Annotated in this window: 21 protein-coding genes; 16 read left to right on the top strand and 5 right to left on the bottom strand. The window is 71.8% G+C overall.

The genetic code is table 11. The features are described from left to right. Window positions 1-2 precede the first annotated feature (2 nt). The 6 genes from ABD366_RS18035 to ABD366_RS18010 all read left to right on the top strand — a co-directional run bounded on the left by ABD366_RS18035 (window position 3) and on the right by ABD366_RS18010 (window position 6,152). Window positions 3-809, top strand: a complete 807-nt coding sequence (locus ABD366_RS18035) for a tyrosine-protein phosphatase (RefSeq protein WP_324766506.1) — start codon at window positions 3-5, stop codon at window positions 807-809. A 17-nt stretch (window positions 810-826) separates the two neighbouring features. Beyond that, window positions 827-1,333 (top strand): tetratricopeptide repeat protein, encoded by a 507-nt coding sequence (locus tag ABD366_RS18030; RefSeq protein WP_324766507.1) that lies wholly within the window; start codon window positions 827-829, stop codon window positions 1,331-1,333. Window positions 1,334-1,409: 76 nt separating this feature from the next. After that, window positions 1,410-3,323, top strand: coding sequence for a hypothetical protein (locus ABD366_RS18025; protein WP_344442068.1), 1,914 nt, complete (start codon window positions 1,410-1,412; stop codon window positions 3,321-3,323). Window positions 3,324-3,426: 103 nt separating this feature from the next. After that, window positions 3,427-4,308, top strand: a complete 882-nt coding sequence (locus ABD366_RS18020; RefSeq protein ID WP_324766047.1) for a metal-dependent hydrolase — start codon at window positions 3,427-3,429, stop codon at window positions 4,306-4,308. Beyond that, the gene (locus ABD366_RS18015) at window positions 4,305-5,393 is read left to right on the top strand and encodes a PDR/VanB family oxidoreductase (protein ID WP_324766048.1); all 1,089 of its coding nucleotides are present in this window, start codon (window positions 4,305-4,307) and stop codon (window positions 5,391-5,393) included. The genes ABD366_RS18020 and ABD366_RS18015 overlap by 4 nt, the downstream gene beginning before the upstream one ends. Window positions 5,394-5,435: 42 nt before the next feature. Next, window positions 5,436-6,152 (top strand): TetR/AcrR family transcriptional regulator, encoded by a 717-nt coding sequence (locus tag ABD366_RS18010; RefSeq protein WP_324766049.1) that lies wholly within the window; start codon window positions 5,436-5,438, stop codon window positions 6,150-6,152. A 16-nt stretch (window positions 6,153-6,168) separates the two neighbouring features. Here the strand turns inward: ABD366_RS18010 and ABD366_RS18005 are convergent, their stop codons facing one another. Then, window positions 6,169-6,519 (bottom strand): 5-carboxymethyl-2-hydroxymuconate Delta-isomerase, encoded by a 351-nt coding sequence (locus tag ABD366_RS18005; protein WP_324766050.1) that lies wholly within the window; start codon window positions 6,517-6,519, stop codon window positions 6,169-6,171. A 62-nt stretch (window positions 6,520-6,581) separates the two neighbouring features. Between ABD366_RS18005 and ABD366_RS18000 the strand changes: the two genes are divergently transcribed. Then, window positions 6,582-7,091: a GNAT family N-acetyltransferase gene (locus ABD366_RS18000; protein WP_324766051.1), complete on the top strand. Its 510-nt coding sequence runs from the start codon at window positions 6,582-6,584 to the stop codon at window positions 7,089-7,091. Here ABD366_RS18000 and ABD366_RS17995 read toward each other — a convergent pair. After that, window positions 7,069-8,694, bottom strand: coding sequence for a fused response regulator/phosphatase (locus ABD366_RS17995; protein WP_324766052.1), 1,626 nt, complete (start codon window positions 8,692-8,694; stop codon window positions 7,069-7,071). The genes ABD366_RS18000 and ABD366_RS17995 overlap by 23 nt on opposite strands. 205 nt (window positions 8,695-8,899) lie before the next feature. Here ABD366_RS17995 and ABD366_RS17990 point away from each other — a divergent pair, with 205 nt between their 5' ends. Then, window positions 8,900-9,934, top strand: a complete 1,035-nt coding sequence (locus tag ABD366_RS17990) for a LacI family DNA-binding transcriptional regulator (RefSeq protein WP_324766053.1) — start codon at window positions 8,900-8,902, stop codon at window positions 9,932-9,934. A 74-nt stretch (window positions 9,935-10,008) separates the two neighbouring features. Further along, the gene (locus ABD366_RS17985; RefSeq protein WP_324766054.1) at window positions 10,009-10,890 is read left to right on the top strand and encodes a phosphatase PAP2 family protein; all 882 of its coding nucleotides are present in this window, start codon (window positions 10,009-10,011) and stop codon (window positions 10,888-10,890) included. Here the strand turns inward: ABD366_RS17985 and ABD366_RS17980 are convergent. Beyond that, the gene (locus ABD366_RS17980; protein ID WP_324766072.1) at window positions 10,878-13,946 is read right to left on the bottom strand and encodes a bifunctional [glutamine synthetase] adenylyltransferase/[glutamine synthetase]-adenylyl-L-tyrosine phosphorylase; all 3,069 of its coding nucleotides are present in this window, start codon (window positions 13,944-13,946) and stop codon (window positions 10,878-10,880) included. The two genes, ABD366_RS17985 and ABD366_RS17980, sit on opposite strands and share 13 nt — an antisense overlap. 147 nt (window positions 13,947-14,093) lie before the next feature. Here ABD366_RS17980 and ABD366_RS17975 point away from each other — a divergent pair, with 147 nt between their 5' ends. Then, complete coding sequence (locus tag ABD366_RS17975; protein ID WP_324766055.1) at window positions 14,094-14,528, top strand: VOC family protein; 435 nt, start codon at window positions 14,094-14,096, stop codon at window positions 14,526-14,528. Window positions 14,529-14,745: 217 nt separating this feature from the next. Further along, entirely contained in the window at window positions 14,746-15,162 is a 417-nt protein-coding gene (locus ABD366_RS17970; protein ID WP_324766056.1) for a VOC family protein, read from the top strand. A gap of 12 nt (window positions 15,163-15,174) precedes the next feature. Here the strand turns inward: ABD366_RS17970 and ABD366_RS17965 are convergent, their stop codons facing one another. After that, window positions 15,175-15,729, bottom strand: a complete 555-nt coding sequence (locus ABD366_RS17965; protein WP_324766057.1) for a DUF1062 domain-containing protein — start codon at window positions 15,727-15,729, stop codon at window positions 15,175-15,177. Window positions 15,730-16,022: 293 nt separating this feature from the next. On the opposite strand from ABD366_RS17965, the gene ABD366_RS17960 reads away from it, so the two are divergent. Genes ABD366_RS17960 through ABD366_RS17950 form a run of 3 tightly spaced genes read left to right on the top strand, consistent with a single transcriptional unit; the run spans window position 16,023 to window position 16,928 of the window. Next, a complete protein-coding gene (locus ABD366_RS17960; protein ID WP_324766058.1) occupies window positions 16,023-16,217 on the top strand; it encodes a type II toxin-antitoxin system Phd/YefM family antitoxin in 195 nt (64 codons plus the stop codon). 25 nt (window positions 16,218-16,242) lie between these two features. After that, entirely contained in the window at window positions 16,243-16,608 is a 366-nt protein-coding gene (locus ABD366_RS17955) for a hypothetical protein (RefSeq protein WP_324766059.1), read from the top strand. Further along, window positions 16,605-16,928 (top strand): hypothetical protein, encoded by a 324-nt coding sequence (locus ABD366_RS17950; RefSeq protein WP_324766060.1) that lies wholly within the window; start codon window positions 16,605-16,607, stop codon window positions 16,926-16,928. The genes ABD366_RS17955 and ABD366_RS17950 overlap by 4 nt, the downstream gene beginning before the upstream one ends. A 156-nt stretch (window positions 16,929-17,084) precedes the next feature. On the opposite strand, the gene ABD366_RS17945 is transcribed toward ABD366_RS17950, so the two are convergent. Then, window positions 17,085-18,446: a glutamine synthetase family protein gene (locus ABD366_RS17945; protein WP_324766073.1), complete on the bottom strand. Its 1,362-nt coding sequence runs from the start codon at window positions 18,444-18,446 to the stop codon at window positions 17,085-17,087. A gap of 271 nt (window positions 18,447-18,717) precedes the next feature. Between ABD366_RS17945 and ABD366_RS17940 the strand changes: the two genes are divergently transcribed. Together ABD366_RS17940 and ABD366_RS17935 are read left to right on the top strand one after the other, a co-directional pair. Then, entirely contained in the window at window positions 18,718-19,395 is a 678-nt protein-coding gene (locus ABD366_RS17940) for a thioredoxin-like domain-containing protein (protein WP_324766061.1), read from the top strand. Further along, window positions 19,392-20,018 (top strand): DUF305 domain-containing protein, encoded by a 627-nt coding sequence (locus tag ABD366_RS17935; RefSeq protein WP_324766062.1) that lies wholly within the window; start codon window positions 19,392-19,394, stop codon window positions 20,016-20,018. Before ABD366_RS17940 ends, ABD366_RS17935 begins: the two co-directional genes overlap by 4 nt. The last annotated feature ends 62 nt before the right edge of the window (window positions 20,019-20,080 follow it).

Here is a 20,080-nt window from a genome sequence, read left to right as displayed (position 1 = left end):
CCATGGCCGAACCCATCGCCGCCGCCACCGTCGCCAACCTCCGCGACCTGGGCGGCACCCCGCTGGCCGACGGCGGCCGGGTCCGCCCGGGGCTCGTCTTCCGCTCCGGGCAGCTGGACCGGCTCGACCCGACGGCGGACGACCGGTTCACGGCGCTCGGCATCCGCACGATCCTGGACCTGCGCACCGACCCCGAGCGCGCCGCGCACCCCGACCGGGCCCCGGACGGGGTGCGGCTGCTGACCGCCGACGCGCTCGCCGACAAGCTGGCCGAGTTCGGGGTCGCGCCCGCGGCGGCCCAGCTCAAGGAAGTGCTCGCCGATCCGGTGCGCGCGGAGCGGGAGCTGGGCGGCGGAAAGGCCGAGGCGCTCTTCGAGGAGACCTACCGGGCGCTGGTCTCCACCGCCTCGGCGCAGACCGCCTACCGCACGCTGCTCCTCGAACTGGCGGCGCCCGACGCGGGCCCCCTGCTGTTCCACTGCACCGCGGGCAAGGACCGCACCGGCTGGGGCGCCAGCGTGATCCTCGCACTGCTCGGCGCGGACGACGCCACGATCGAGGCCGAGTACCTGTCGGTGAACACGGCGGTGCGCGCGGCGTTCGCCCCGCTCATCGAGGGCTTCACCGCGCAGGGCGGCAACCCGGATGTGGCGCTCGCCGTGATCGGCGTGGTGCCCGGCTACCTGCATGCGGCGCAGGACGAGGTGGCCACCCGGTACGGCAGCGTCGAAAAGTACGTGCGGGAAGGGCTCGGGGTGCCGGACGAGGCGGTGGCCGTACTGCAAAAGCGGTTGACGTCCACCGGCTGACCTTCGAATGTGGCCCGATGAGCACCGAGAGCAGTGAGTGGGAAGAGCGGATCGCCGCCGCGTGGGCCACGATCGACGACTACGACGAAGCCTCGGCCGGCGAGTTCCGTGCGCTGATCGACGAGCTGGCGGCCGAGTTGCCGGCCGACAGCCCGGTGCGGCCGTTCGAACGGGGCTGCGCGTTCGACTCGACCGGCCACTCCGACAAGGCGGTGCCGCTCTACCAGGAGGCGCTGCGGCTCGGCCTCGGCGGATACCGCGGGCGCCGCGCGAAGATCCAGCTGTCCAGCTCCCTGCGGAACATCGGCCGCGCGGAAGAGGGCGTCGCGCTGCTGGAACCCGAACTGACGGCGCCGAGCGACGAGTTGGACGACGCCGTACGGAGCTGTCTGGCGCTGTGCCTGTCGTCCCTGGGCCGGGACCGGGAGGGCCTGTCGCTGGTGCTGGAGGCGCTGGCCCCGCATCTGCCGCGCTACCAGCGCTCGATGGCCAACTACGCGCGGGCGCTGGTGCAGCCCGGCTGAGCGGGGGCGCCGGGGCGTTGGTCCACTCGGGTGACCATCCCATGATTCGCTCGTTCTGCTGAACGTGCAGTCAAAGGTGCAACAACCCAGCCCCCCGCTCCCCGGCGGAGCCGACGTCATCGACGTGGAGCAGGCCGAGGCGGCCCTGGTCGAGCACTACCCCCGCCTCGTCCGCCTCGCCTACCTGGTGCTGCCGCCGGGCCTCGGCCGCAACCGCCGCGTGCTGACCGCCCACTCCGTGACCCAGCGGGCGCTCCCCCGCGGCCGCACCGCGACCGCGCCGCCGACCCTGCCCGCCCAGCGCGGCACCGCACCGCGCACCGGCGACCCGGGCTACGCCTACGTACGGCTGCGGGTCCTGCGCAGCGCCCTCGAAGCGGGGCTCCCGCTGCGCCGCATGGCCTGGCCGAAGCGGGCCCAGCTGCCCCCGCTGCTGCCCCAGGTGTGGGGCCTGCGGCTGTTCCCCAAGTCCGGCGGCGCCGAAGAACTCGCCCTGGACCAGCGGCTGTCCGCGCTCAGCGGCCCGGCCCGCGCCGCGTACGTCCTGCGTGGCCTGGAGCACCTCGACGGCAGCGCCGTGCGCACCGTCCTGACAGCGGCGGGCTGCTCGGAGGAGGAGGCGACCGCCGCGCTGACCCAGGCGGACGCCGTCGAGAGCCAGTACGCGCTTCTCGAATCCCCCGAGTTCGACCCCTGCTCCCTGCACGCACGCCCCACCGATCTGATGCGCCGCCGCCAGCACGCCAAGGCGGCCGTCGCGGCGCTCGCCGCACTGCTGGTGTGCGGCGCGCTGCTCGGTCTGCCCGGCCGGGGCTGGGGCCCGGACGGCGCGGCGGCGCCCCCGTATGCGCGCAACCCGGCCGGTCAAGCCGCCTTGGACCCGGCCAAGTTGACGCGGGTGGCGCCCGCCGCGTGGCAGACCTCGGCCCGCTCCGACTTCTCCGTGTGGCCCGCGCGCGGCTCCCTCACCGGCGACTCGGCCCTGCTGCGCCGCGCCCTCGCCGTATGGGCACGGCCCGGCGAGTCCGTCCAGGTCTCGGCGACCCCCGGCACCCCGGCCGGAGCCCCGCCCGGCCCCCCGCAGCTGCTCTACGCGGGCGAGATCGACCGGACCCGCATCGTGCTCCTCTACGACGGCCTGCGCATCGTCCGCTACGCCGAACCGGAGCAGGGCACGAGCGGCGCCGCCCTCGACTTCGCCCGCGTCGACGGGGCGAGCGCACCGCAGTCGGGCGCCGTCGTCATGGACCGCGCCGACGGCAACGTCCGCTATCTGACAGCCCCCTGGGTGACCGGCGCGGCCGTCCGCGATCTCCTGAGACCGTCCGCCGCGGCGCAGCGCCTGTCCCGTACGAAGGACGGCGTGACGGCCCCGTTCCCGAGCCCGGCGCTCGCCCCGGCCGGCCGGCCCTGCACGGCGTGGAACGCGCTCGCGCTCACCGACTCCGGCGGCACCCGCTACGCCACCGACCTCGGCGAACTCGTGCCCGCGCACCTCACCTCCGGCTCGCCGGACGCACCGCGCGAGACCGGGCCCGGCGACTGGGAGACCACCGCCTGCTCGCTCGCCGCGGCCCGCTCGCACGGAGTGCGCTCCGTCAACTCCTGGGAGTACGCGCGCCAGAAGCTGCCCGAGTCGAACGGGACGGCCGACTGGGTGTGCACCCGGGCCGAGACATGGCGGGGCGGCGGGCCGCGCACGCTGGTGCTGTTCCGGGCGCCTGGCGCTCGTGCCGCGGTGGTGGCGGCGAAATCCGAGGTGGCGGCGGCTTGTGGGGGGCGGGACCTGCGGGTGCTGGCGGGGGTCCGTTGGAAGTCGCGGGGTGGGAACTGGTACCTGGTTGCCGGGGGCAGCAAGGAGGTTGAGTCGGTCAGCGCGGCGGGGGCTGACGTGGCCGGGCATCTGCTGGCCGTGCGGGTGGCGCGGGGGGCTTCTGTTGAGTTGAGCGGGGTTGCCTCTGGCGGGATGGAGGTGTCGGCCCTGCGGTAGTCGGCCCCCGGGGCTCCGCCCCCGACCCCGCTGCCTCCCGTCCGCAAGGCGGGGCTGTATTTGGGGGGCTGACAGGCCGTCTACTCCTCAGTACATTGACGCCATGTCTAATACGCGCGTTCCGCTGAAGGCACGCCAGGTGTCCTTCGCCTGGGACCGGACGCCCCTGCACTGGCTGCCCGGTGATCCCTTTGCCACGCACACCATCAACGTGCTGCATCTGCTGCTGCCCGCGGGTGAGCGGTGGTTCGTGCACGTCTACAAGCAGGTGCTGCCCCTCATCGAGGACGAGCGGCTGCGGGCGGACGTCATCGGGTTCATCGGGCAGGAGGCCATGCACGCCCAGGCCCATGACGAGGTGCTGCCGCATCTGAAGGAGCTCGGGCTCGACCCGACGCCCTACACCGCCCAGGTCGACTGGTTCTTCGAGAAGCTGCTCGGCGACCGGACACTGCCGCCGGGCAAGGCGCGCCGGTGGTGGCTGATGGAGCGGGTCGCGCTGATCGCGGCGATCGAGCACTACACCGCGTTCCTCGGCAACTGGGTGCTGAACGCGGACGAGCTGGACCGGCGCGGCGCCGACCCGACCATGCTCGATCTGCTGCGCTGGCACGGGGCCGAGGAGGTCGAGCACCGGTCGGTGGCCTTCGAGCTGTTCGAGCACCTCGACGGCGGCTACCGGCGCCGGGTGCGCACCTGGGCCACCGCGTTCACCGCCCTCGTCTTCCTGTGGCAGCGCGGTGCGCGCTTCTTCATGGAGAACGATCCGACGCTGCTCGACGGCAAGGCCACCTTCAAGGAGTTCCACCGGGGCGGCAAACAGGGCGTGCTGCCGTCGACCGGGGCGATGGTGCGGTCCATACCCCGCTATCTGAGCCGCGGTTACCACCCCTCGCAGGAGGGCGACACGGCGCAGGCCGTCGCCTATCTCGCCGCCTCCCCCGCGGCCACCGCCGCCGAAGCCCGTACGGGAGCCGCCCGATGAGCCGGCCGGCCGGGCCGCGCGCTCTGCGCAATGTCGTTCTCGTCGCCGCTGCCGGGCTCGTCGCGCGCCGCGCCATGCGCCGCCGGGTGCGGGAGTCGCCGCTGTGGCCGCTGCCCGCCCTGGAGGAGCCGGTCTCGGGGCGTCCCAGGGCCCGCGCGCTGCGCCTGCTCATCACCCGGCACGAGGAGATAGCCGACGGCGTCGTCCGGCTCCGTCTCGAAGGAGCCCGGCTGCCCGCCTGGGAGCCCGGCGCCCACCTCGATCTCGTCCTGCCCTCCGGCCTCGTACGGCAGTACTCGCTGTGCGGTGATCCGCAGGACACCTCGTCGTACACCGTCGCCACCCGGCTGATCCCGGCGGACGAGGGCGGGCGCGGCGGCTCGCGCGAGGTGCACGAACAGCTGCGGGAGGGCACGGAGGTGGAGGTGCGCGGCCCGCGCAACCGGTTCCCGCTCGCCCCCGACGCGTCGGCCTATCTCTTCATCACCGGCGGCATCGGCATCACCCCGGTCCTGCCGATGCTGTACGAGGCCGAGGCGCGCGGCGCCGACTGGAAGCTGCTCTACGGAGGCCGTACGCGGGCCTCGATGCCGTTCCTGGAGGAGGTCGAGAAGCTCGGCGGAGGGTCCGGGCGGGTGAGCGTCGTCGCCCAGGACACGGACGGGCTGCCGGATCTCGCCGCCGCGCTCGGGGCCACCGCGCCGGGTACGGCCGTGTACTGCTGCGGGCCCGAGGGGCTGATGGCGGCGGTGCGGGAGACGCTGCCCGCGCACCGCACCCTGCACCTGGAGCGGTTCGCGCCGCGCAACTCGGCGGACGGGAAAGGCCCGTTCGAGATCGAGCTGCGGCGCAGCGGCAAAGTCGTGGACGTGCCGGCCGACAGCACGGTCCTGGCGGCGGTCCGCGCCGAACTCCCCAACGTGGCGTACTCCTGCGAGCAGGGCTTCTGCGGGACGTGCCAACAGCGGGTCCTGGAGGGCGAGATCGACCACCGTGACGAGCTGCTCACCGATGCCGAGCGCGACGGCTCGATGCTCATCTGTGTCTCACGGGCCCGCGGTGAGCGCCTGGTCCTGGACCTGTAGGGGCTGGCCAGAGGCCCGGATGTGCTCGGTAGAGTGTTCGGTATGACGACCGGGGTGCGGCGCAGAATGAGTGTCGAGGAGCGGCGGCAGCAGTTGATCGGGGTCGCCCTCGAACTGTTCAGCCACCGCTCCCCCGACGAGGTCTCCATCGACGAGATAGCCGCCGCGGCGGGCATCTCACGGCCGCTGGTCTACCACTACTTCCCGGGCAAACTCAGCCTGTACGAGGCCGCGTTGAAGCGGGCGGCCGAGGATCTGGCGGGGCGGTTCGAGGAGCCGCAGGAGGGGCCGCTCGGGGTGCGGCTGCTGCGGGTGATGAGCCGGTTCTTCGACTTCGTGGACGAGCACGGCCCGGGTTTCTCGGCGCTGATGCGCGGCGGCCCGGCGGTCTCCGCGGGCGGCGCCTGCTCGATGGAGACGGTGTCGGCGACGAACGCGCTGATCGACTCCGTCCGGCAGGCCGCGTACGTCCAGATCCTCGCGCATCTGGACGTGCTGGTGCCGTCGCCGCGTCTGGAGCTGGTGGTCCGCTCGTGGATCTCGCTGGCCGAGTCGACGGCGCTGATCTGGCTGGACGGGCGGCGCATCCCGCGCGAGGAGCTCCAGCTCCAGCTGGTCCACGACTTCGCGGCGCTCGCCGCGGTCAGCGCCGCCTACGACCCGGAGATGGCGGAGCTGCTGCGCCACATCCTCGCGGACGAGCCGGCCGACGGCCCGTTCGCGGACCTGATCCACCGGCTCGCCGCACTCGTGCCCTGAGCCGAGCGCCGGGGTGTCAGCCGCGCGCCGAGCGGTAGGCCGGCTCCAGGTCCCGTACCTCCACGGACAGATGCACGCCCTCCGCCGCCTTGATGTGGCCGGGCAGCAGCGCGAGGACCGCCTCCGTGAGGGCCGTCTTGGCCTCCTCGGTGCGTCCGGCGAGCAGGGCGATCTCGATGTGCACGAGGGCCGCCTCCTCGGCCCCGTCGCCGACGATCGTCTCCTCGGCGCGCCGGAACCGCGTCTTGCAGGCCGGGATCCGGGCGGCGACGAGGTCGACGCAGGCCTGGTGCACGGCGCCGGCGAGCCCGGTCCGGTCGAGGCGGCCGTCGAGGTCCGCTGAGTGGTCGACGGTGATCTGAGGCATGGCTGCTCCGTGGGTGAGGCCTGCGGTACTTGCTGTCAGCAGCCACCTTTACGGTGATCGGCATGAGCGCACAACTCTCGTTCCGCGGAGCGGACACCGACGACCTCGGCACCCTCGTCGCCCTGTACGACGGGGCGGCCCGCTGGATGGTGGAGCAGGGCATCGACCAGTGGCGGCCGGGCGAGAAGGACGAGGAGCACTTCCGGCTGCGGATGAAGGAGGGCGAGGTGTGGCTCGCCGAAACCGGCGGGCAGACCGCGGGCGGGTACGAGCTGTGGTGGACCGATGAACCGGCGTGGGGAGCGCAGCCGCCCGTCGCGGGCTATGTGCACCGGCTGATGGTGCGGCGCGGGGCGGCCGCCGGCACGGGAACGGCGCTGCTCGCGCACGCCGAGCGGCGGATCGCCGGGGCGGGCCGCACGCGCTGCCGCCTCGACTGCGTGTCGACCAACCCGCGGCTGCGCGCGTACTACGAGCGCCGCGGCTATACAGCCGTCGGCGAGCAGCCCTTCAAGTCCGGTACGGACGGCAGCAGTTACGCGGTGACGCTCATGGAGAAACCGTTGGGCTGAGCCGCAGGGCCAGCAGGGCGATGTCGTCGGCGCGGTCGGCGCCGAAGCAGGACAGGAGGGTGTCGCACAGGGCGTCGGGGGCGGCCGGGGCGGCGGTCGCCGCGGCGCCGAGCTGCGCCATCGAGACGGAGAGGTCCGTGCGCCGGGTCTCGATGAGACCGTCGGTGACCATGAGGAGCCGCTCGCCCGGCGCCAGCACCACTTCGGTGGGCTCGGGATGGGGCAGGCCGAGGCCGAGCAGCGGGCCCGCCGCGTCGATGTAGCGGGCCCGGCCCTCGTGCGGCACGCGCAGGGGCGGGATGTGGCCCGCGTTCGCGAGGGAGGTGCGGCCGGTCACCGGGTCGACGAGGGCCAGGCACAGGGTGGCCGAGCTCTCCGGGTGGTAGTGCTGGAACATCCGGTCGAGCCGGGTCACGAGCCGGCCGGGGTGCGGGTCCTCCAGGCTGTACGCGCGCAGGGCGTGCCGGATCTCGACCATGACGGTGGCCGCGTCGAGCGAGTGCCCGACGACGTCGCCGATGCCGACGAGGACCCCCGCGGCCGTCGGCAGCACCGCGTAGAAGTCGCCCCCTATCTCGGTCTGCCGGCTGGCCGGCACATAGCGGAAGGCGACCTCGACGCCGGGCAGCTCGGGCAGTTGGGCGGGCAGGAAGCTCCGCTGGAGCGTGAGGGCGACGTGCCGCTCCTGCTCGTACATGAGGAGGGGTTCGGCGGCGAGAGCGGTGGCGCGGGCGAGCTGTGCGACGAGCGGGCCGATCCGTCCGGCCGGGTCGGAGGCGACGGGGGTGGCCAGGCAGACGGGGAGGTGGCGGGCCCGGGTGCGGGCGAGGACCAGCTTCACGTCACCGGGCCCGAAGTACGCGGAGGGCCACATCGAGCCGGGCACGATCGTGCTGCGCACCCCGCCGGGGGCGCACACCACGCGCCGGGCGATCGCGGCCGCCTGCTCGCGCGCGACGGCGTCGGGCACCTCGGCACGCGCTCCGCGCCGGGACATACCGGCGTGCACCTCACCGTCGTCGCCGAGGACGAACACGGCGGCGCTCTGCCGGGTCAGCCTGGCCGTGGCGTCGGCCGCGGTGGTGGCCAGCTCGACGAGGCAGCGCGCGCCCTGCACGTCGACGACCGTCTCGGACAGCAGCGCGAGCCGGTCGAACTGGCCCTGCGCGTCCGTGAGTTCGCGGGCTCCGCGCAGCGCCGCCCGGACCACGGCCTGGATCTCCTCCGGTTCGGCGGGCACCGTCAGATAGGCCTCGCCGCCCGCGTCGAGCGCGCGGCAGCGGTCGCCGGAACCCGAGGGCCGGGCGGAGAAGTGGACGACGGGGATCCCGGCGAGCAGGGGCAGCGCCTTGACGCGGCGGCACAGCTCGAACCCGCTGAGGTCGGGCAGGCCGACGTCGACCAGCGCCACGTCGGGCAGCGAGCCGGCCCGCAGGCGTGCGTCGAGCTCGACCAGGGCTTCACCGGCGGAGGCGACGGGGACGACGACATGGCCGGCGCGGCTCAGGACCGCGCCCATGGCATAGCGGTTGGCTGCGGTGTCGTCGACCACCAGGACCGTACTGCCGTCGGCTGGCCTGGATTTCTGGACGGTGGCGTTCACGAGGCGGCCCCTCGGGGCTGAGCGGGGCGGGCCCCCTCGGCCCACCGCCCCAAGCTACCGCCGGGCGCGCCCCCCGGGGCCCCGGTCGCCGCAGCTTCACCGTTCCGGGTGGTGTCGTCGGCCGACACCGCGGGGACGCACGGCAGTTCCCGGTCTGTTCCCACTCGGTGTGCAATACGCCATGTGACCGGTAAGGTCCCGTCCCGTGACCGCACGTCTTGCCGACATAGCAGCTCAAGCGGGGGTCAGCGAAGCGACCGTCAGCCGCGTGCTCAACGGCAAGCCCGGGGTCGCCGCGGCCACCCGTCAGTCCGTGCTCGCCGCTCTCGACGTGCTCGGATACGAGCGGCCGGTGCGGCTGCGCCGCCACAGCGCGGGCCTGGTCGGCCTGATCACGCCCGAACTGGAGAACCCGATCTTCCCGGCGCTGGCCCAGGTCGTCGTGCAGGCGCTGACCCGGCAGGGCTACACGCCGATTCTGGCCACGCAGACGCCCGGTGGCTCGACCGAGGACGAGCTGACGGAGATGCTCGTCGACCGCGGCGTCAGCGGCATCATCTACGTCTCGGGGCTGCACGCCGACACGACGGCCGACACCCGCCGCTACGAGCGACTGCGCGGCCAGGGCGTCCCGTTCGTGCTCGTCGACGGTTTCTCGGCGGCGGTGGCGGCGCCCTTCATCTCGCCCGACGACCGGGCCGCGGCCCGGCTCGCGGTGACGCATCTGGTCTCGCTCGGCCACACCCGCATCGGTCTGGCGCTCGGGCCCCTGCGCTTCGTGCCCGTGCAGCGGAAGATCGAGGGTTTCGTCCGCACGATGAAGGAGCTCCTGGCCCTGTCCCCGGACGAGGTGGAGCGGGACTTCGTCCAGCACTCCCTCTACACGCTGGAGGGCGGTCAGGCCGCGGCGTCCGCGCTCCTGGACCGCGGCTGCACGGCGGTGATCTGCGCGAGCGACATGATGGCACTGGGTGCCATCCGCGCGGTGCGGGAGCGGGGCCTCGACGTGCCGACGGACGTCTCGGTGGTGGGGTTCGACGATTCGCCGCTCATCGCCTTCACCGATCCGCCGCTGACCACCATCCGCAAGCCCGTGCACGCGATGGGCCAGGCGGCCGTCCACACGCTGTTGGAGGAGGTCGGCGGCACGCCTGCGCCGCACAGTGAGTTCGTGTTCATGCCCGAGCTGGTGGTCCGGGGTTCAACCGCTTCGTCCCCTGGGGTACGCCCTCGTCCGTAGGACGGAGAGGATGCGGCGCGAACCCGCCCGAGGGATGATCGGACGAGGGCCGATATCTGGCAGACTCTGTGCCTATGGGTGAAACGACCGTGACGACACTGGAAGGCCGACAGGGGCCCACCACCTCACCCATCGCGGACGGCCGCGGCGGGCAGGGTGCGCGTGCCGCGCCGGGGTTCCTGCCCCGCCTTCGTACCCCCCGGCGCCCCCGGCTCTGGTTCGAGATCCTTCTGATCGCGGTGAGTTACTGGACCTACTCCCTGATCCGCAACGCGGTCCCGGAGCAGAGAACCCAGGCACTGCGCAACGCGGACTGGATCTGGAGCGTCGAGCAGCATCTCGGGATCGCCGTCGAGCAGAGCGTCAACACCGCCGTCAATTCGGTGACTTGGCTCATCGTCGGGATGAACTACTACTACGCGACACTGCACTTCGTCATCACACTCGGCGTGCTGGTGTGGTTGTTCCGCCGCCATCCGGGCCGCTACGCGGCCATCCGTATGGCTCTCTTCGCCACCACCGCCGTCGCGCTGGTCGGCTACTACTTCTATCCGCTGGCTCCGCCGCGCCTGATGACCGGCGGCCACTTCATCGACACGGTCGCCGTGCACGAGACCTGGGGCTCCATGGCCTCCGGCAACCTGAAGACGATGTCGAACCAGTACGCGGCGATGCCGTCGATGCACATCGGCTGGTCGCTCTGGTGCGGACTGACGATCTTCGCGCTCGCGTCGGTGCCGTGGGTGCGGGTGCTCGGCCTCCTGTACCCGGTGCTGACCCTCGTCGTCATCGTCTCGACCGCGAACCACTTCTGGCTGGACGCGGTGGGCGGCATGATCTGCCTCGCCTTCGGCTTCCTCGTGGCCCGGCTCTGGTTCGGGGCGCTGCCGTACGCGCTGCCGCGGTCCGTGGCACCGCCCTCGCCGACGCCCCGTGAAAGCGCCTACGCCCCGTAGAAGCGCTGTTCCATCACGGCCCGGGCCCGCCGCGTGGTCCGGCGGTAGTCGTCCAGCATGTCCCCGACGTGCCCCGGGTCGTACCCCAGGTACCGGCCCACGGCGCCGAGTTCGCGCCCGTCGGAGGGGAACGTGTCGCCGGCCCGGCCGCGTACCAGCATCACCGCGTTGCGCACCCGGGTCGCCAGGACCCAGGCCTCGTCGAGGATCCCCGCGTCCTGGGCCGGCAGCAGGCCCGCCGCGCAGGCCGCGGCCAGCGCCTCACGGGTACGGGTCGTGCGCAGCCCCGGTTCCTCCGCGCCGTGCTGGAGCTGAAGCAGCTGGACCGTCCACTCGACGTCGGAGAGGCCGCCGCGGCCCAGCTTCGTGTGCAGGGTGGCGTCGGCTCCGCGGGGCAGCCGCTCGGACTCCATCCGGGCCTTGAGTCGGCGGATCTCGCGCACGGAGTCGTCGCCGAGCCCGTCGGCCGGGTAGCGCAGCGGGTCGACGAGGTCGATGAAGGCGGCGCCGAGCTCGGCGTCGCCCGCGACGTGCTGGGCCCGCAGCAGCGCCTGCGACTCCCAGATCAGCGACCAGCGGCGGTAGTAGGCCTCGTAGGACTTGAGTGTGCGTACGAGCGGGCCGGTCTTGCCCTCGGGACGCAGGTCGGTGTCGACGAGGAGCGGCGGGTCGGCGCTGGGCAGCGCGAGCAGGCGACGCATCTCGGAGACAACCTTGTTCGCGGCCTTGGCCGCCTCCTGGTCGTCGGCGCCGTCCCGCGGCTCGTACACGAAGAGCACGTCGGCGTCGGAGCCGTAGCTCAGCTCGTGACCGCCGAAGCGGCCCATGGCGATCACCGCGAACCGGGCGGGCAGCAGATCGCCCCAGCCGTCCCGGACGACCGCGCGCAGCGTTCCGGCGAGCGTCGCCGCCGTCAGGTCGGAGACCGCCGCGCCGACGCGGTCGACGAGCGCGCCCTGGTCGGCGATGGCCGGGCTCTCCTCGGTGCCGTACGAGGCGATGATGTCGGCCGCCGTGGTGCGGAACAGTTCGCGGCGGCGTACTCCGCGGGCCGCGGCCACCGCCTGTTCGACGTCGTCGGCGCGGCCGACCGCGGCGAGCACCTCCTGCTCCAGCTGGGCGTGCGGGCGCGGGTCGAGGCCATTGGGGCCTCCCCTGCTCGAGGTTGTTCGAGAGCTTGGGGAAGGGTCGCCGAGCAGGGCGACGGCCTCGGGGGCGCGCAGCAGCAGGTCGGGGGCGAGCCGCCCTGCGGACAGGACGCGGGCCAGGTTCTCCGCGGCGGCGCCCTCGTCGCGCAGCAGCCGCAGGTACCAGGGGGTCTTGCCGAGGGCGTCCGAGACCTTGCGGAAGCCGAGGAGGCCCGCGTCCGGGTCGGCCGAGTCGGCGAACCAGCCGAGCAGCACGGGGAGCAGGGTCCGCTGGATGGCCGACTTGCGGGAGACGCCGGAGGCGAGCGCCTCCAGGTGGCGCAGGGCCGCGCTCGGGTCGGCGTACCCGAGGGCGATGAGCCGCTCCCGTGCCGCTTCGGTGCTCAACCGGGTTTCCCCCGGCGCGAGTTGGGCCACGGCGTCGAGGAGCGGGCGGTAGAACAGTTTCTCGTGGAGGCGGCGGACGACGGACGTGTGCCGTTTCCAGGCGCGGCCGAGGTCGGTGAGCGGTTCGGTGCGCATGCCCATCGAGCGGCCGATGCGGCGCAGATCGGCGTCGCTCTCGGGGACGAGGTGGGTGCGGCGCAACTTGTAGAGCTGGATGCGGTGTTCGAGCGTACGCAGGAAGCGGTACGCGTCGTCGAGCTGTACGGCGTCGACCCGGCCCACGTAGCCGCGGTCAGCGAGCGCGGCCAGGGCGTCAAGAGTCGTGCCGCTGCGCAGTGAGGCGTCGGCCCGTCCATGGACCAACTGTAGGAGCTGCACGGCGAATTCGACGTCGCGCAGGCCGCCGGGGCCGAGTTTCAGCTCGCGGTCGACCTCGCCCGCCGGGATGCCCGCGATGACGCGCTTGCGCATCTTCTGCACGTCGGGCACGAAGTTCTCGCGCTCGGCGGCCTGCCACACCATCGGGGACACGGCCTCCACGTAGGCCTCGCCCAGCTCGAGGTCGCCCGCGACGGGCCGGGCCTTGAGCAGCGCCTGGAACTCCCAGGTCTTGGCCCAGCGCTGGTAGTAGGCGAGATGCGAGGAGAGGGTGCGCACCAGGGGGCCGTTGCGCCCTTCCGGGCGGAGGTTGGCGTCGACCGGCCAGATGGTGCCCTCGACGGTGGTCTCCGAGCAGATCCGCATCATGTGGGAGGCGAGCCGGGTCGCGGCCTGGATCGCCTTGCCCTCGTCGGAGCCCTCCGTGTTCGCCGCGTTCTCCGGGGCCTCGGCGACGAAGATGACGTCGACGTCGGACACGTAGTTCAGCTCGTGGCCGCCGCACTTGCCCATCGCGACGACGGCGAGCCGGCACTGCGCGGCGTCGGCGGACGCCGCGGCCCCGGCGATGGCGAGGGCCGCGCGCAGGGTCGCGGTCGCGAGGTCGGCCAGTTCCGCGGCGGTCTGCGCGATGTCGGTGGTGCCGCACACGTCCCGCGCGGCGATGGAGAGCAGGCAGCGACGGTAGGCGACGCGCAGCGAGTCGGGGTCGTCGGCGTCGGCGAGACCGCTCTCGAACTCCTGCACGCCGGGGTGCAGATCGCTGTGCTCGTACGTGACGAGGGCCTGCCAGTCGGCGGGGTGGCGGGCGAGGTGGTCGGCGAGGGCCTCGGAGGCGCCGAGGACGCCGAGGAGCCGGTCGCGCAGCGGCTTGGCCGTGATGAGTGTGTCGAGGAGTTCGCGCCGGGCTGTGTCTCCTTCGGCCCCGTCCGCCCGCTCCTGCGCCTCGACCAGCCTCACCAGGCCGAGCAGCGCCAGATCGGGGTCGGCGGTGGCGCCGAGCGCGTCCAGGAGCAGCGGGTCGGAGCGCACCGAGGACAGGGCGGGGGCGTCGAGCAGCCGCTCGGCGCCGGACGGGTCGGTGAACCCGTGCCGGAGCAGCCGCGTGAAAGTACTGCTCCTGCGCCCTTGCGGCACCGACATCCCGTCCTCCAGTTCGATCACAGGCTGGTCATGAGCGTACTGCTGTCGGTGCGGCATCGACGGGTACCGCCCCGGTGCGCAGCGGTCCTCCTGGCGAGAGGATGCAGTACTCGTCCGGGCACGACGGCACGACTGGAAGGGCAGATCATGGAGTGGACTCTCGAAGTGGTGGCCGTCCCCGTCACCGACGTGGACCGCGCCAAGCGGTTCTACGCGGACAAGGTGGGCTTCAAGGTCGACGTGGACAGCGAGGTCGCCCCCGGCATCCGCGTCGTACAGCTGACGCCGCCCGGCTCGCGCTGCTCGATCGCGCTGACCGAAGGGCTGCCGGGCGCCCCCGGGCAGCCGCCGTTGAAGCCGGGCACGCTGACCGGCCTCCAGGTGTGCGTCACGGACATCGCGGCGGCGCACAAGGAGCTGGTGGCGCGGGGCGTCGAGGTGAGCGCGGTGCGGCACGCGAGCCATGAGGGCTGGACGGACGGCCCCGGCACCGAGGAGTGGAACTCGTTCATGTTCTTCAAGGACCCGGACGGCAACGGGTGGACGGTGCAGGAGGCGCCGGCGCCGCTGTCCGAACGGTGAGCGCTGGGCGCTGGGCGCTGGGCGCTGTACGGGTGTGTGCGGCCCGGGTCACGACCGGGTGGTGGGGCGCGTACGTGGGGTGGCGGGGCGTTACGTCCGTCGTCTGGCGTACGCGTACCGGCCGGTCATGGCGCCGACCTGCACACGGTTTCGGCGGGCGGTACGAGCCGGGCGGCGCCTCCTGACGGCCACCCGGTCCCCCGCCTACCTTTGGGCGATGGACATGACCCTGGAAGTGATCCCGCTGCCGGTCTCGGACATCGACCGGTCCAAGGACTTCTATCTCAACAAGGTCGGCTTCCGCTGCGACGTCGACCGCGAACTGATGCCGGGCTCCCGCATCGTCCAGCTGACCCCGCCGGGCTCGGGCTGCTCGATCATGCTCTCCGTCGGGGTCCCCCTCCAGACGGGAACCCCGGCGCCCGGCACATACCACGGGCTCCAGCTCGTCGTGAGCGACATCAAGGCCGCCCGCGACGAACTGACCGAGCGCGGACTCGATGTGTCCGAGCCCGTCCAGTTCGGCGCGGACGACGGCGGCACGTTCATGTACTTCACGGACCCGGACGGCAATGGCTGGGCGGTCCAGGAGTACCGGAAGCGGGCGACGGTGCCGCTGAGGGACGCGCTCTAGCGTTTCAGCGCTTCAGCGCTTCAGCGTGAAGGTGAAGCCGCTGGAGAGCTTGCCGGTGAGCCGGACGGCCGACACGAGGTTCCCTTCGGTGATCAGCCTCTCGACCCCGGCCCGCGAGAGGCCGAACCCCTCGGCGATCAGCCGCACGGGCCGCACGGGGATCGGCGCGCCGAAGCGGACCTCGACGTCGACCGCCTCGCGGTCCGGGTGGCGGTGACCCCCTCCCCCGGTGTCGAGCCGCCAGGCGCCGTCCCAGTCGAGACCGATGCGATTGCGCCGCCGCACGACCGGGTCCCCGAGCAACTCGGCGGCCAGGGCGGGGTCGTTGTCATGCAGCCGCTCCAACAGCCCGGCCCGCACGGAACGCACGTTCACCCTCTCCAGAACCGCGAGCTTGACGGTGGCCCCACAGTCCGTGCAGAGCACGAGGAGCCAGGCGTCGAGGAGTTTGTGATGGGCGTTGACACGAAACTTGCCGTCCGCCCGGAAGCGCTCGGCCCCACAGGTGTGACACCGGCGGAGAACGACAGGAAGGCAGGTGGGAGTGACCACCCAGTTTTCGAGCACAGAGGTACACCGTTTCCAGTGAGAAGTCCGCAGCAAAAAGCAGCGCGGCGCACCTGCACAAGCAGCGACGCGACGCGCGACCGATCAGCGCTCGGAAAATCTCAAACGGTGTACAACGGCACGTCCTTACCTGGGCGACTCGGTTCGGCAGGAGGGTAGGGGCGGGCGGCGGCCCAGCTCCACTGATTTTCGGGAGGCTGAGCCTTGGGCGGCCGCCGTCCGGCCGTCACCGGGGCCACCTGGACCCCACAAACACATATGGCAACTATGATAGTTGTTATACGCTTCAGGCCATGGAGACGAAGACGTACACAACCATCGACCTTCGCAAGGGGATGGGCGAGATCCTGGACCGGACCCGGATCGCAGGAGAGGCCGCCGCCATCACCCGTAAAGGGAAGACTGTCGCCTACTTGGTTCCGGCCGAGTGGTTCGAGCAGATGGCTTGTCAGCAGCAAGCGCACGAGGCCCGGCACGACGCGGCCTGACCCTTCACATCAAGGAGCCCGAACCATGCCCGCCCACGCGCTCCACTTCGAGGGGTACGAAGAGGAACCCCAGCGGTTGCCTCCGATGCCCGAACACACGCCTCAAGCACTTCGATTGGCCATCCAGGAGCACACTCCGCACCTTCTCCCGGATTTCGAGGCTCACTGGAAACGCGTCATCGGCGACGCCTTCAACATCACCCCGGTGCCGGCCTTCATGCGCCTCTGGTGGACGCAGTACGCCGTCGCGCGAGATCCCGCACTCGACTCGCACCTGCGCGACCTCGAAGCCCGCGCCGCCAAGTCCGAGGATGCAGAAGAATCCACCCGCCTTCTGGAGGAGTACAGCCGCCTCCGGCACGAAGCGGCAGAGAGGAAGCCCGGGGAGTGACGGACGAACCGCCCCGGCCGCCATGGCAGATGGACTGGACGAAGCAGGCGCAGCACGACTTCCAGAACATGCCCGCCGAAGGCAGCGACCTCATCATGAGCGCCCGCGCGGAACTGATCACCGCCGAGGACCCGTACTACCGCGGAATCGACGCCGACGCCTCGCTCCCGCACTGGATGACCGTCCGGCCGCTGAACTCCACCAGCCCCGGTGGCCCGCACATCGTGGACCTCGCGGGTGGACGCGGCTGGCTCATCCACACCTTCATGCGCCGCCACGCCGACCCCCAGATCGTCGTCACCGAGACCTTCTGGGCCTGATGCCCGCGCGACCGCAGCACCCATGCGGACGGAAAGCGCGGCCGGGGCGGAGAGCCTGCGGCTGAAGCCCAGCCCCGGGCGCACGCGGCGGGGCCGCCGGTCGCAGACCAGCGGCCCCAGAGGTCTGGCGCGGCACGAAGCCGCCCTGACCTGCGACTACAGCACCGGCAGGTTCTTCCGCAGCTCGAACGCCGTGACCTCGCTGCGGTACTCCTCCCACTCCTGCTTCTTGTTGCGGAGGAAGAAGTCGTAGACGTGTTCGCCGAGGGTTTCCGCTACCAGTTCTGAGCGTTCCATCAGGGCGATGGCTTCGCCGAGGTTCTGGGGGAGGGGCTCGATGCCCATGGCGCGGCGTTCGGCGTCGGAGAGGGCCCAGACGTCGTCGTCGGCGCCGGGCGGGAGCTCGTAGCCCTCTTCGATGCCCTTGAGGCCGGCGGCGAGGAGGACCGCGTAGGTGAGGTACGGGTTGGCGCCGGAGTCGATGGAGCGGACCTCGACGCGGGCCGAGCCGGTCTTGCCGGGCTTGTACATGGGGACGCGGATGAGGGCGGAGCGGTTGTTGTGGCCCCAGCAGATGTAGGAGGGGGCCTCGCCGCCGGCGCCGGCCGTGCGCTCCGAGCCGCCCCAGATGCGCTTGTAGGAGTTGACCCACTGGTTGGTGACCGCGGAGATCTCGGCCGCGTGCTTCAGCAGGCCCGCGATGAAGGAGCGGCCGACCTTGGAGAGCTGGTACTCGGCGCCCGACTCGTAGAACGCGTTCCGGTCGCCCTCGAAGAGGGAGAGGTGCGTGTGCATGCCCGAGCCGGGGTGCTCGGAGAACGGCTTCGGCATGAAGGTCGCGTTGACCCCCTGCTCGAGCGCGACCTGCTTCATGACCAGGCGGAACGTCATGATGTTGTCGGCCGTGGAGAGCGCGTCGGCGTAGCGCAGGTCGATCTCCTGCTGGCCGGGGGCGCCCTCGTGGTGGCTGAACTCGACCGAGATGCCCATCGATTCGAGCATCGTGATCGCCTGGCGGCGGAAGTCCATCCCGACGTTCTGCGGGGTGTGGTCGAAGTACCCGGAGTTGTCGGCCGGGGTGGGCCGCGAGCCGTCGAGCGGCTTGTCCTTGAGGAGGAAGAACTCGATCTCGGGGTGGGTGTAGAAGGTGAACCCGAGGTCGGAGGTCTTGGCGAGGGCGCGCTTGAGGACGTAGCGCGGGTCCGCGAAGGACGGGGAGCCGTCGGGCATCAGGATGTCGCAGAACATACGGGCGGTGCCGGGGGCCTCCGCGCGCCACGGCAGGACCTGGAACGTGCCCGGGTCCGGCTTGGCGATCATGTCCGACTCGTAGACCCGGGCGAAACCCTCGATGGCAGAGCCGTCGAAGCCGATTCCCTCGTCAAACGCCTGTTCCAGCTCGGCGGGGGCCACGGCCACCGACTTGAGGAAGCCCAGCACATCCGTGAACCACAGACGTACGAACCGGATGTCGCGCTCCTCCAGAGTCCGGAGCACGAATTCCTGCTGCTTGTCCATCTTCCGCTTCCACCCATCCTTGCTGGTCAGGCCGCCTGCTCCGGGGACGTCGAGGGGCCCGGTCACATCCCACCACACGCCCGTTTCGTACACGTTGCCGACCTTGATCATCCTTGATCGGCCGGTGTCGTGTTCATAGTGCCCGCTGCACCCCTCATGGCCATAGTGCCTGCCGTTCGCCGGACGGACGAAAGCACCTCCCGCGAAGCCCGTTCTCCCCACTACGATCAGCAGGCCCGCCCGTCTCATCCTTTTCCCAGAAGGACACTCCATGGGTTCCGCCAAGAAGAGCTCCGCCGCCTCCGCCAAGGACCGCAGGGACCGTATAGAGGAGATGCGCCGTGCCGAGCGCGCTCGCGCCCGTCGCGGCCGGATCGCCGTCATCTCGGTGAGCACGGTCGTCGTGGCCGCCCTGATAGGAGTGGGCGCCTGGGCGGTGACGAAGAGCAAGGACGACGCGGGCAAGGACGACGCGAAGGCGGCCGGTGCCTCGGGGCGCTTCTCGTACGACAAGGAGGGTGTCGGCACCTGGAGCGGGAAGCTCGGCCGCACCCATGTCACGAAGAAGGTCGCCTACCCGATGAACCCGCCGGTCGGCGGCGACCACAACCCGGTGTGGATGAACTGCAACGGCGACGTCTACGACAAGGCGATCCCGAACGAGAACGCGGTGCACGCCCTGGAGCACGGATCCGTCTGGGTGACGTACAACGACAAGGCCGCGGACGCCGACGTGAAGGCCCTCACCGCCAAGGTCAAGCAGACGCCGTACTCGCTGATGAGCCCGGTGCAGGACCAGAAGGACCCGGTCATGCTCAGCGCCTGGGGCCACCAGCGCACGGTCAAGAGCGCCTCGGACCCGGCGGTCGCGAAGTTCTTCGCCACGTACGTGCAGGGCAAGCAGACTCCCGAGCCGGGCGCCGCCTGTACGGGTGGCCTGTCCAAGTGAGGCGCACGACCGGATGGCTGGTCTCCGTGGCCGCGGCGGTGGTCGTGGTCACGGGAGCCGTCACGTACGCCGTCGCCGACGGGGACAGTGGTCCGGCCGATCTGAAGGTGCCGGCGGCCGAGTCCGCGGACGCCGGGTTCGCGCGGGACATGGCCGTGCACCATCAGCAGGCCGTCGAGATGTCGTACATCGTGCGCGACCGCACCAAGGACGTCGAGGTGCGCCGCCTCGCGTACGACATCGCGCAGACCCAGGCCAACCAGCGCGGGATGCTGCTCGGCTGGCTCGATCTGTGGGAGCTGCCGAAGGTGTCGGAGAAGCCGCCCATGGCGTGGATGGGGATGGCGAACGCGCCGGCCGGCGAGGACGGTGCGCTGATGCCCGGCATGGCGACCAATACGCAGCTCGCCGCGCTCGGCAAGGCCAGTGGCAAGCAGGCCGAGATCATGTATCTGCGGCTGATGATCGCCCACCACAAGGGCGGGGTGCACATGGCCGAGGGGTGCGTACGGCGGTGCGCGGTCGGGGCCGAGGTGCGGCTCGCCCGCGGGATGGTGGCCTCGCAGCAGTCCGAGATCGATCTGATGACGGACATGCTGAAGGAGCGCGGCGCGACCGTTTGAAGGAGCGCGGCGCGACCGTTTGAAGGAGCGCGGCGCGACCGTTTGAAGGAGCGCGGCGCGAC

The organism is Streptomyces kunmingensis, from assembly GCF_039533535.1.
Classification (GTDB): domain Bacteria; phylum Actinomycetota; class Actinomycetes; order Streptomycetales; family Streptomycetaceae; genus Streptomyces; species Streptomyces kunmingensis.
This window is presented reverse-complemented; position numbering and strand designations above follow the sequence as displayed.

What these genes read in the sequence shown, in the direction of transcription:
- ABD366_RS18035 (WP_324766506.1), top strand. Translation starts at nt 3, where the DNA reads ATGGCCGAACCCATCGCCGCCGCCACCGTCGCCAACCTCCGCGACCTG.
- ABD366_RS18030 (WP_324766507.1), top strand. Translation starts at nt 827, where the DNA reads ATGAGCACCGAGAGCAGTGAGTGGGAAGAGCGGATCGCCGCCGCGTGG.
- ABD366_RS18020 (WP_324766047.1), top strand. Translation starts at nt 3,427, where the DNA reads ATGTCTAATACGCGCGTTCCGCTGAAGGCACGCCAGGTGTCCTTCGCC.
- ABD366_RS18015 (WP_324766048.1), top strand. Translation starts at nt 4,305, where the DNA reads ATGAGCCGGCCGGCCGGGCCGCGCGCTCTGCGCAATGTCGTTCTCGTC.
- ABD366_RS18010 (WP_324766049.1), top strand. Translation starts at nt 5,436, where the DNA reads ATGACGACCGGGGTGCGGCGCAGAATGAGTGTCGAGGAGCGGCGGCAG.
- ABD366_RS18005 (WP_324766050.1), bottom strand. Translation starts at nt 6,519, where the DNA reads ATGCCTCAGATCACCGTCGACCACTCAGCGGACCTCGACGGCCGCCTC.
- ABD366_RS18000 (WP_324766051.1), top strand. Translation starts at nt 6,582, where the DNA reads ATGAGCGCACAACTCTCGTTCCGCGGAGCGGACACCGACGACCTCGGC.
- ABD366_RS17985 (WP_324766054.1), top strand. Translation starts at nt 10,009, where the DNA reads ATGGGTGAAACGACCGTGACGACACTGGAAGGCCGACAGGGGCCCACC.
- ABD366_RS17980 (WP_324766072.1), bottom strand. Translation starts at nt 13,946, where the DNA reads ATGTCGGTGCCGCAAGGGCGCAGGAGCAGTACTTTCACGCGGCTGCTC.
- ABD366_RS17975 (WP_324766055.1), top strand. Translation starts at nt 14,094, where the DNA reads ATGGAGTGGACTCTCGAAGTGGTGGCCGTCCCCGTCACCGACGTGGAC.
- ABD366_RS17970 (WP_324766056.1), top strand. Translation starts at nt 14,746, where the DNA reads ATGGACATGACCCTGGAAGTGATCCCGCTGCCGGTCTCGGACATCGAC.
- ABD366_RS17960 (WP_324766058.1), top strand. Translation starts at nt 16,023, where the DNA reads ATGGAGACGAAGACGTACACAACCATCGACCTTCGCAAGGGGATGGGC.
- ABD366_RS17955 (WP_324766059.1), top strand. Translation starts at nt 16,243, where the DNA reads ATGCCCGCCCACGCGCTCCACTTCGAGGGGTACGAAGAGGAACCCCAG.
- ABD366_RS17945 (WP_324766073.1), bottom strand. Translation starts at nt 18,446, where the DNA reads ATGGACAAGCAGCAGGAATTCGTGCTCCGGACTCTGGAGGAGCGCGAC.
- ABD366_RS17940 (WP_324766061.1), top strand. Translation starts at nt 18,718, where the DNA reads ATGGGTTCCGCCAAGAAGAGCTCCGCCGCCTCCGCCAAGGACCGCAGG.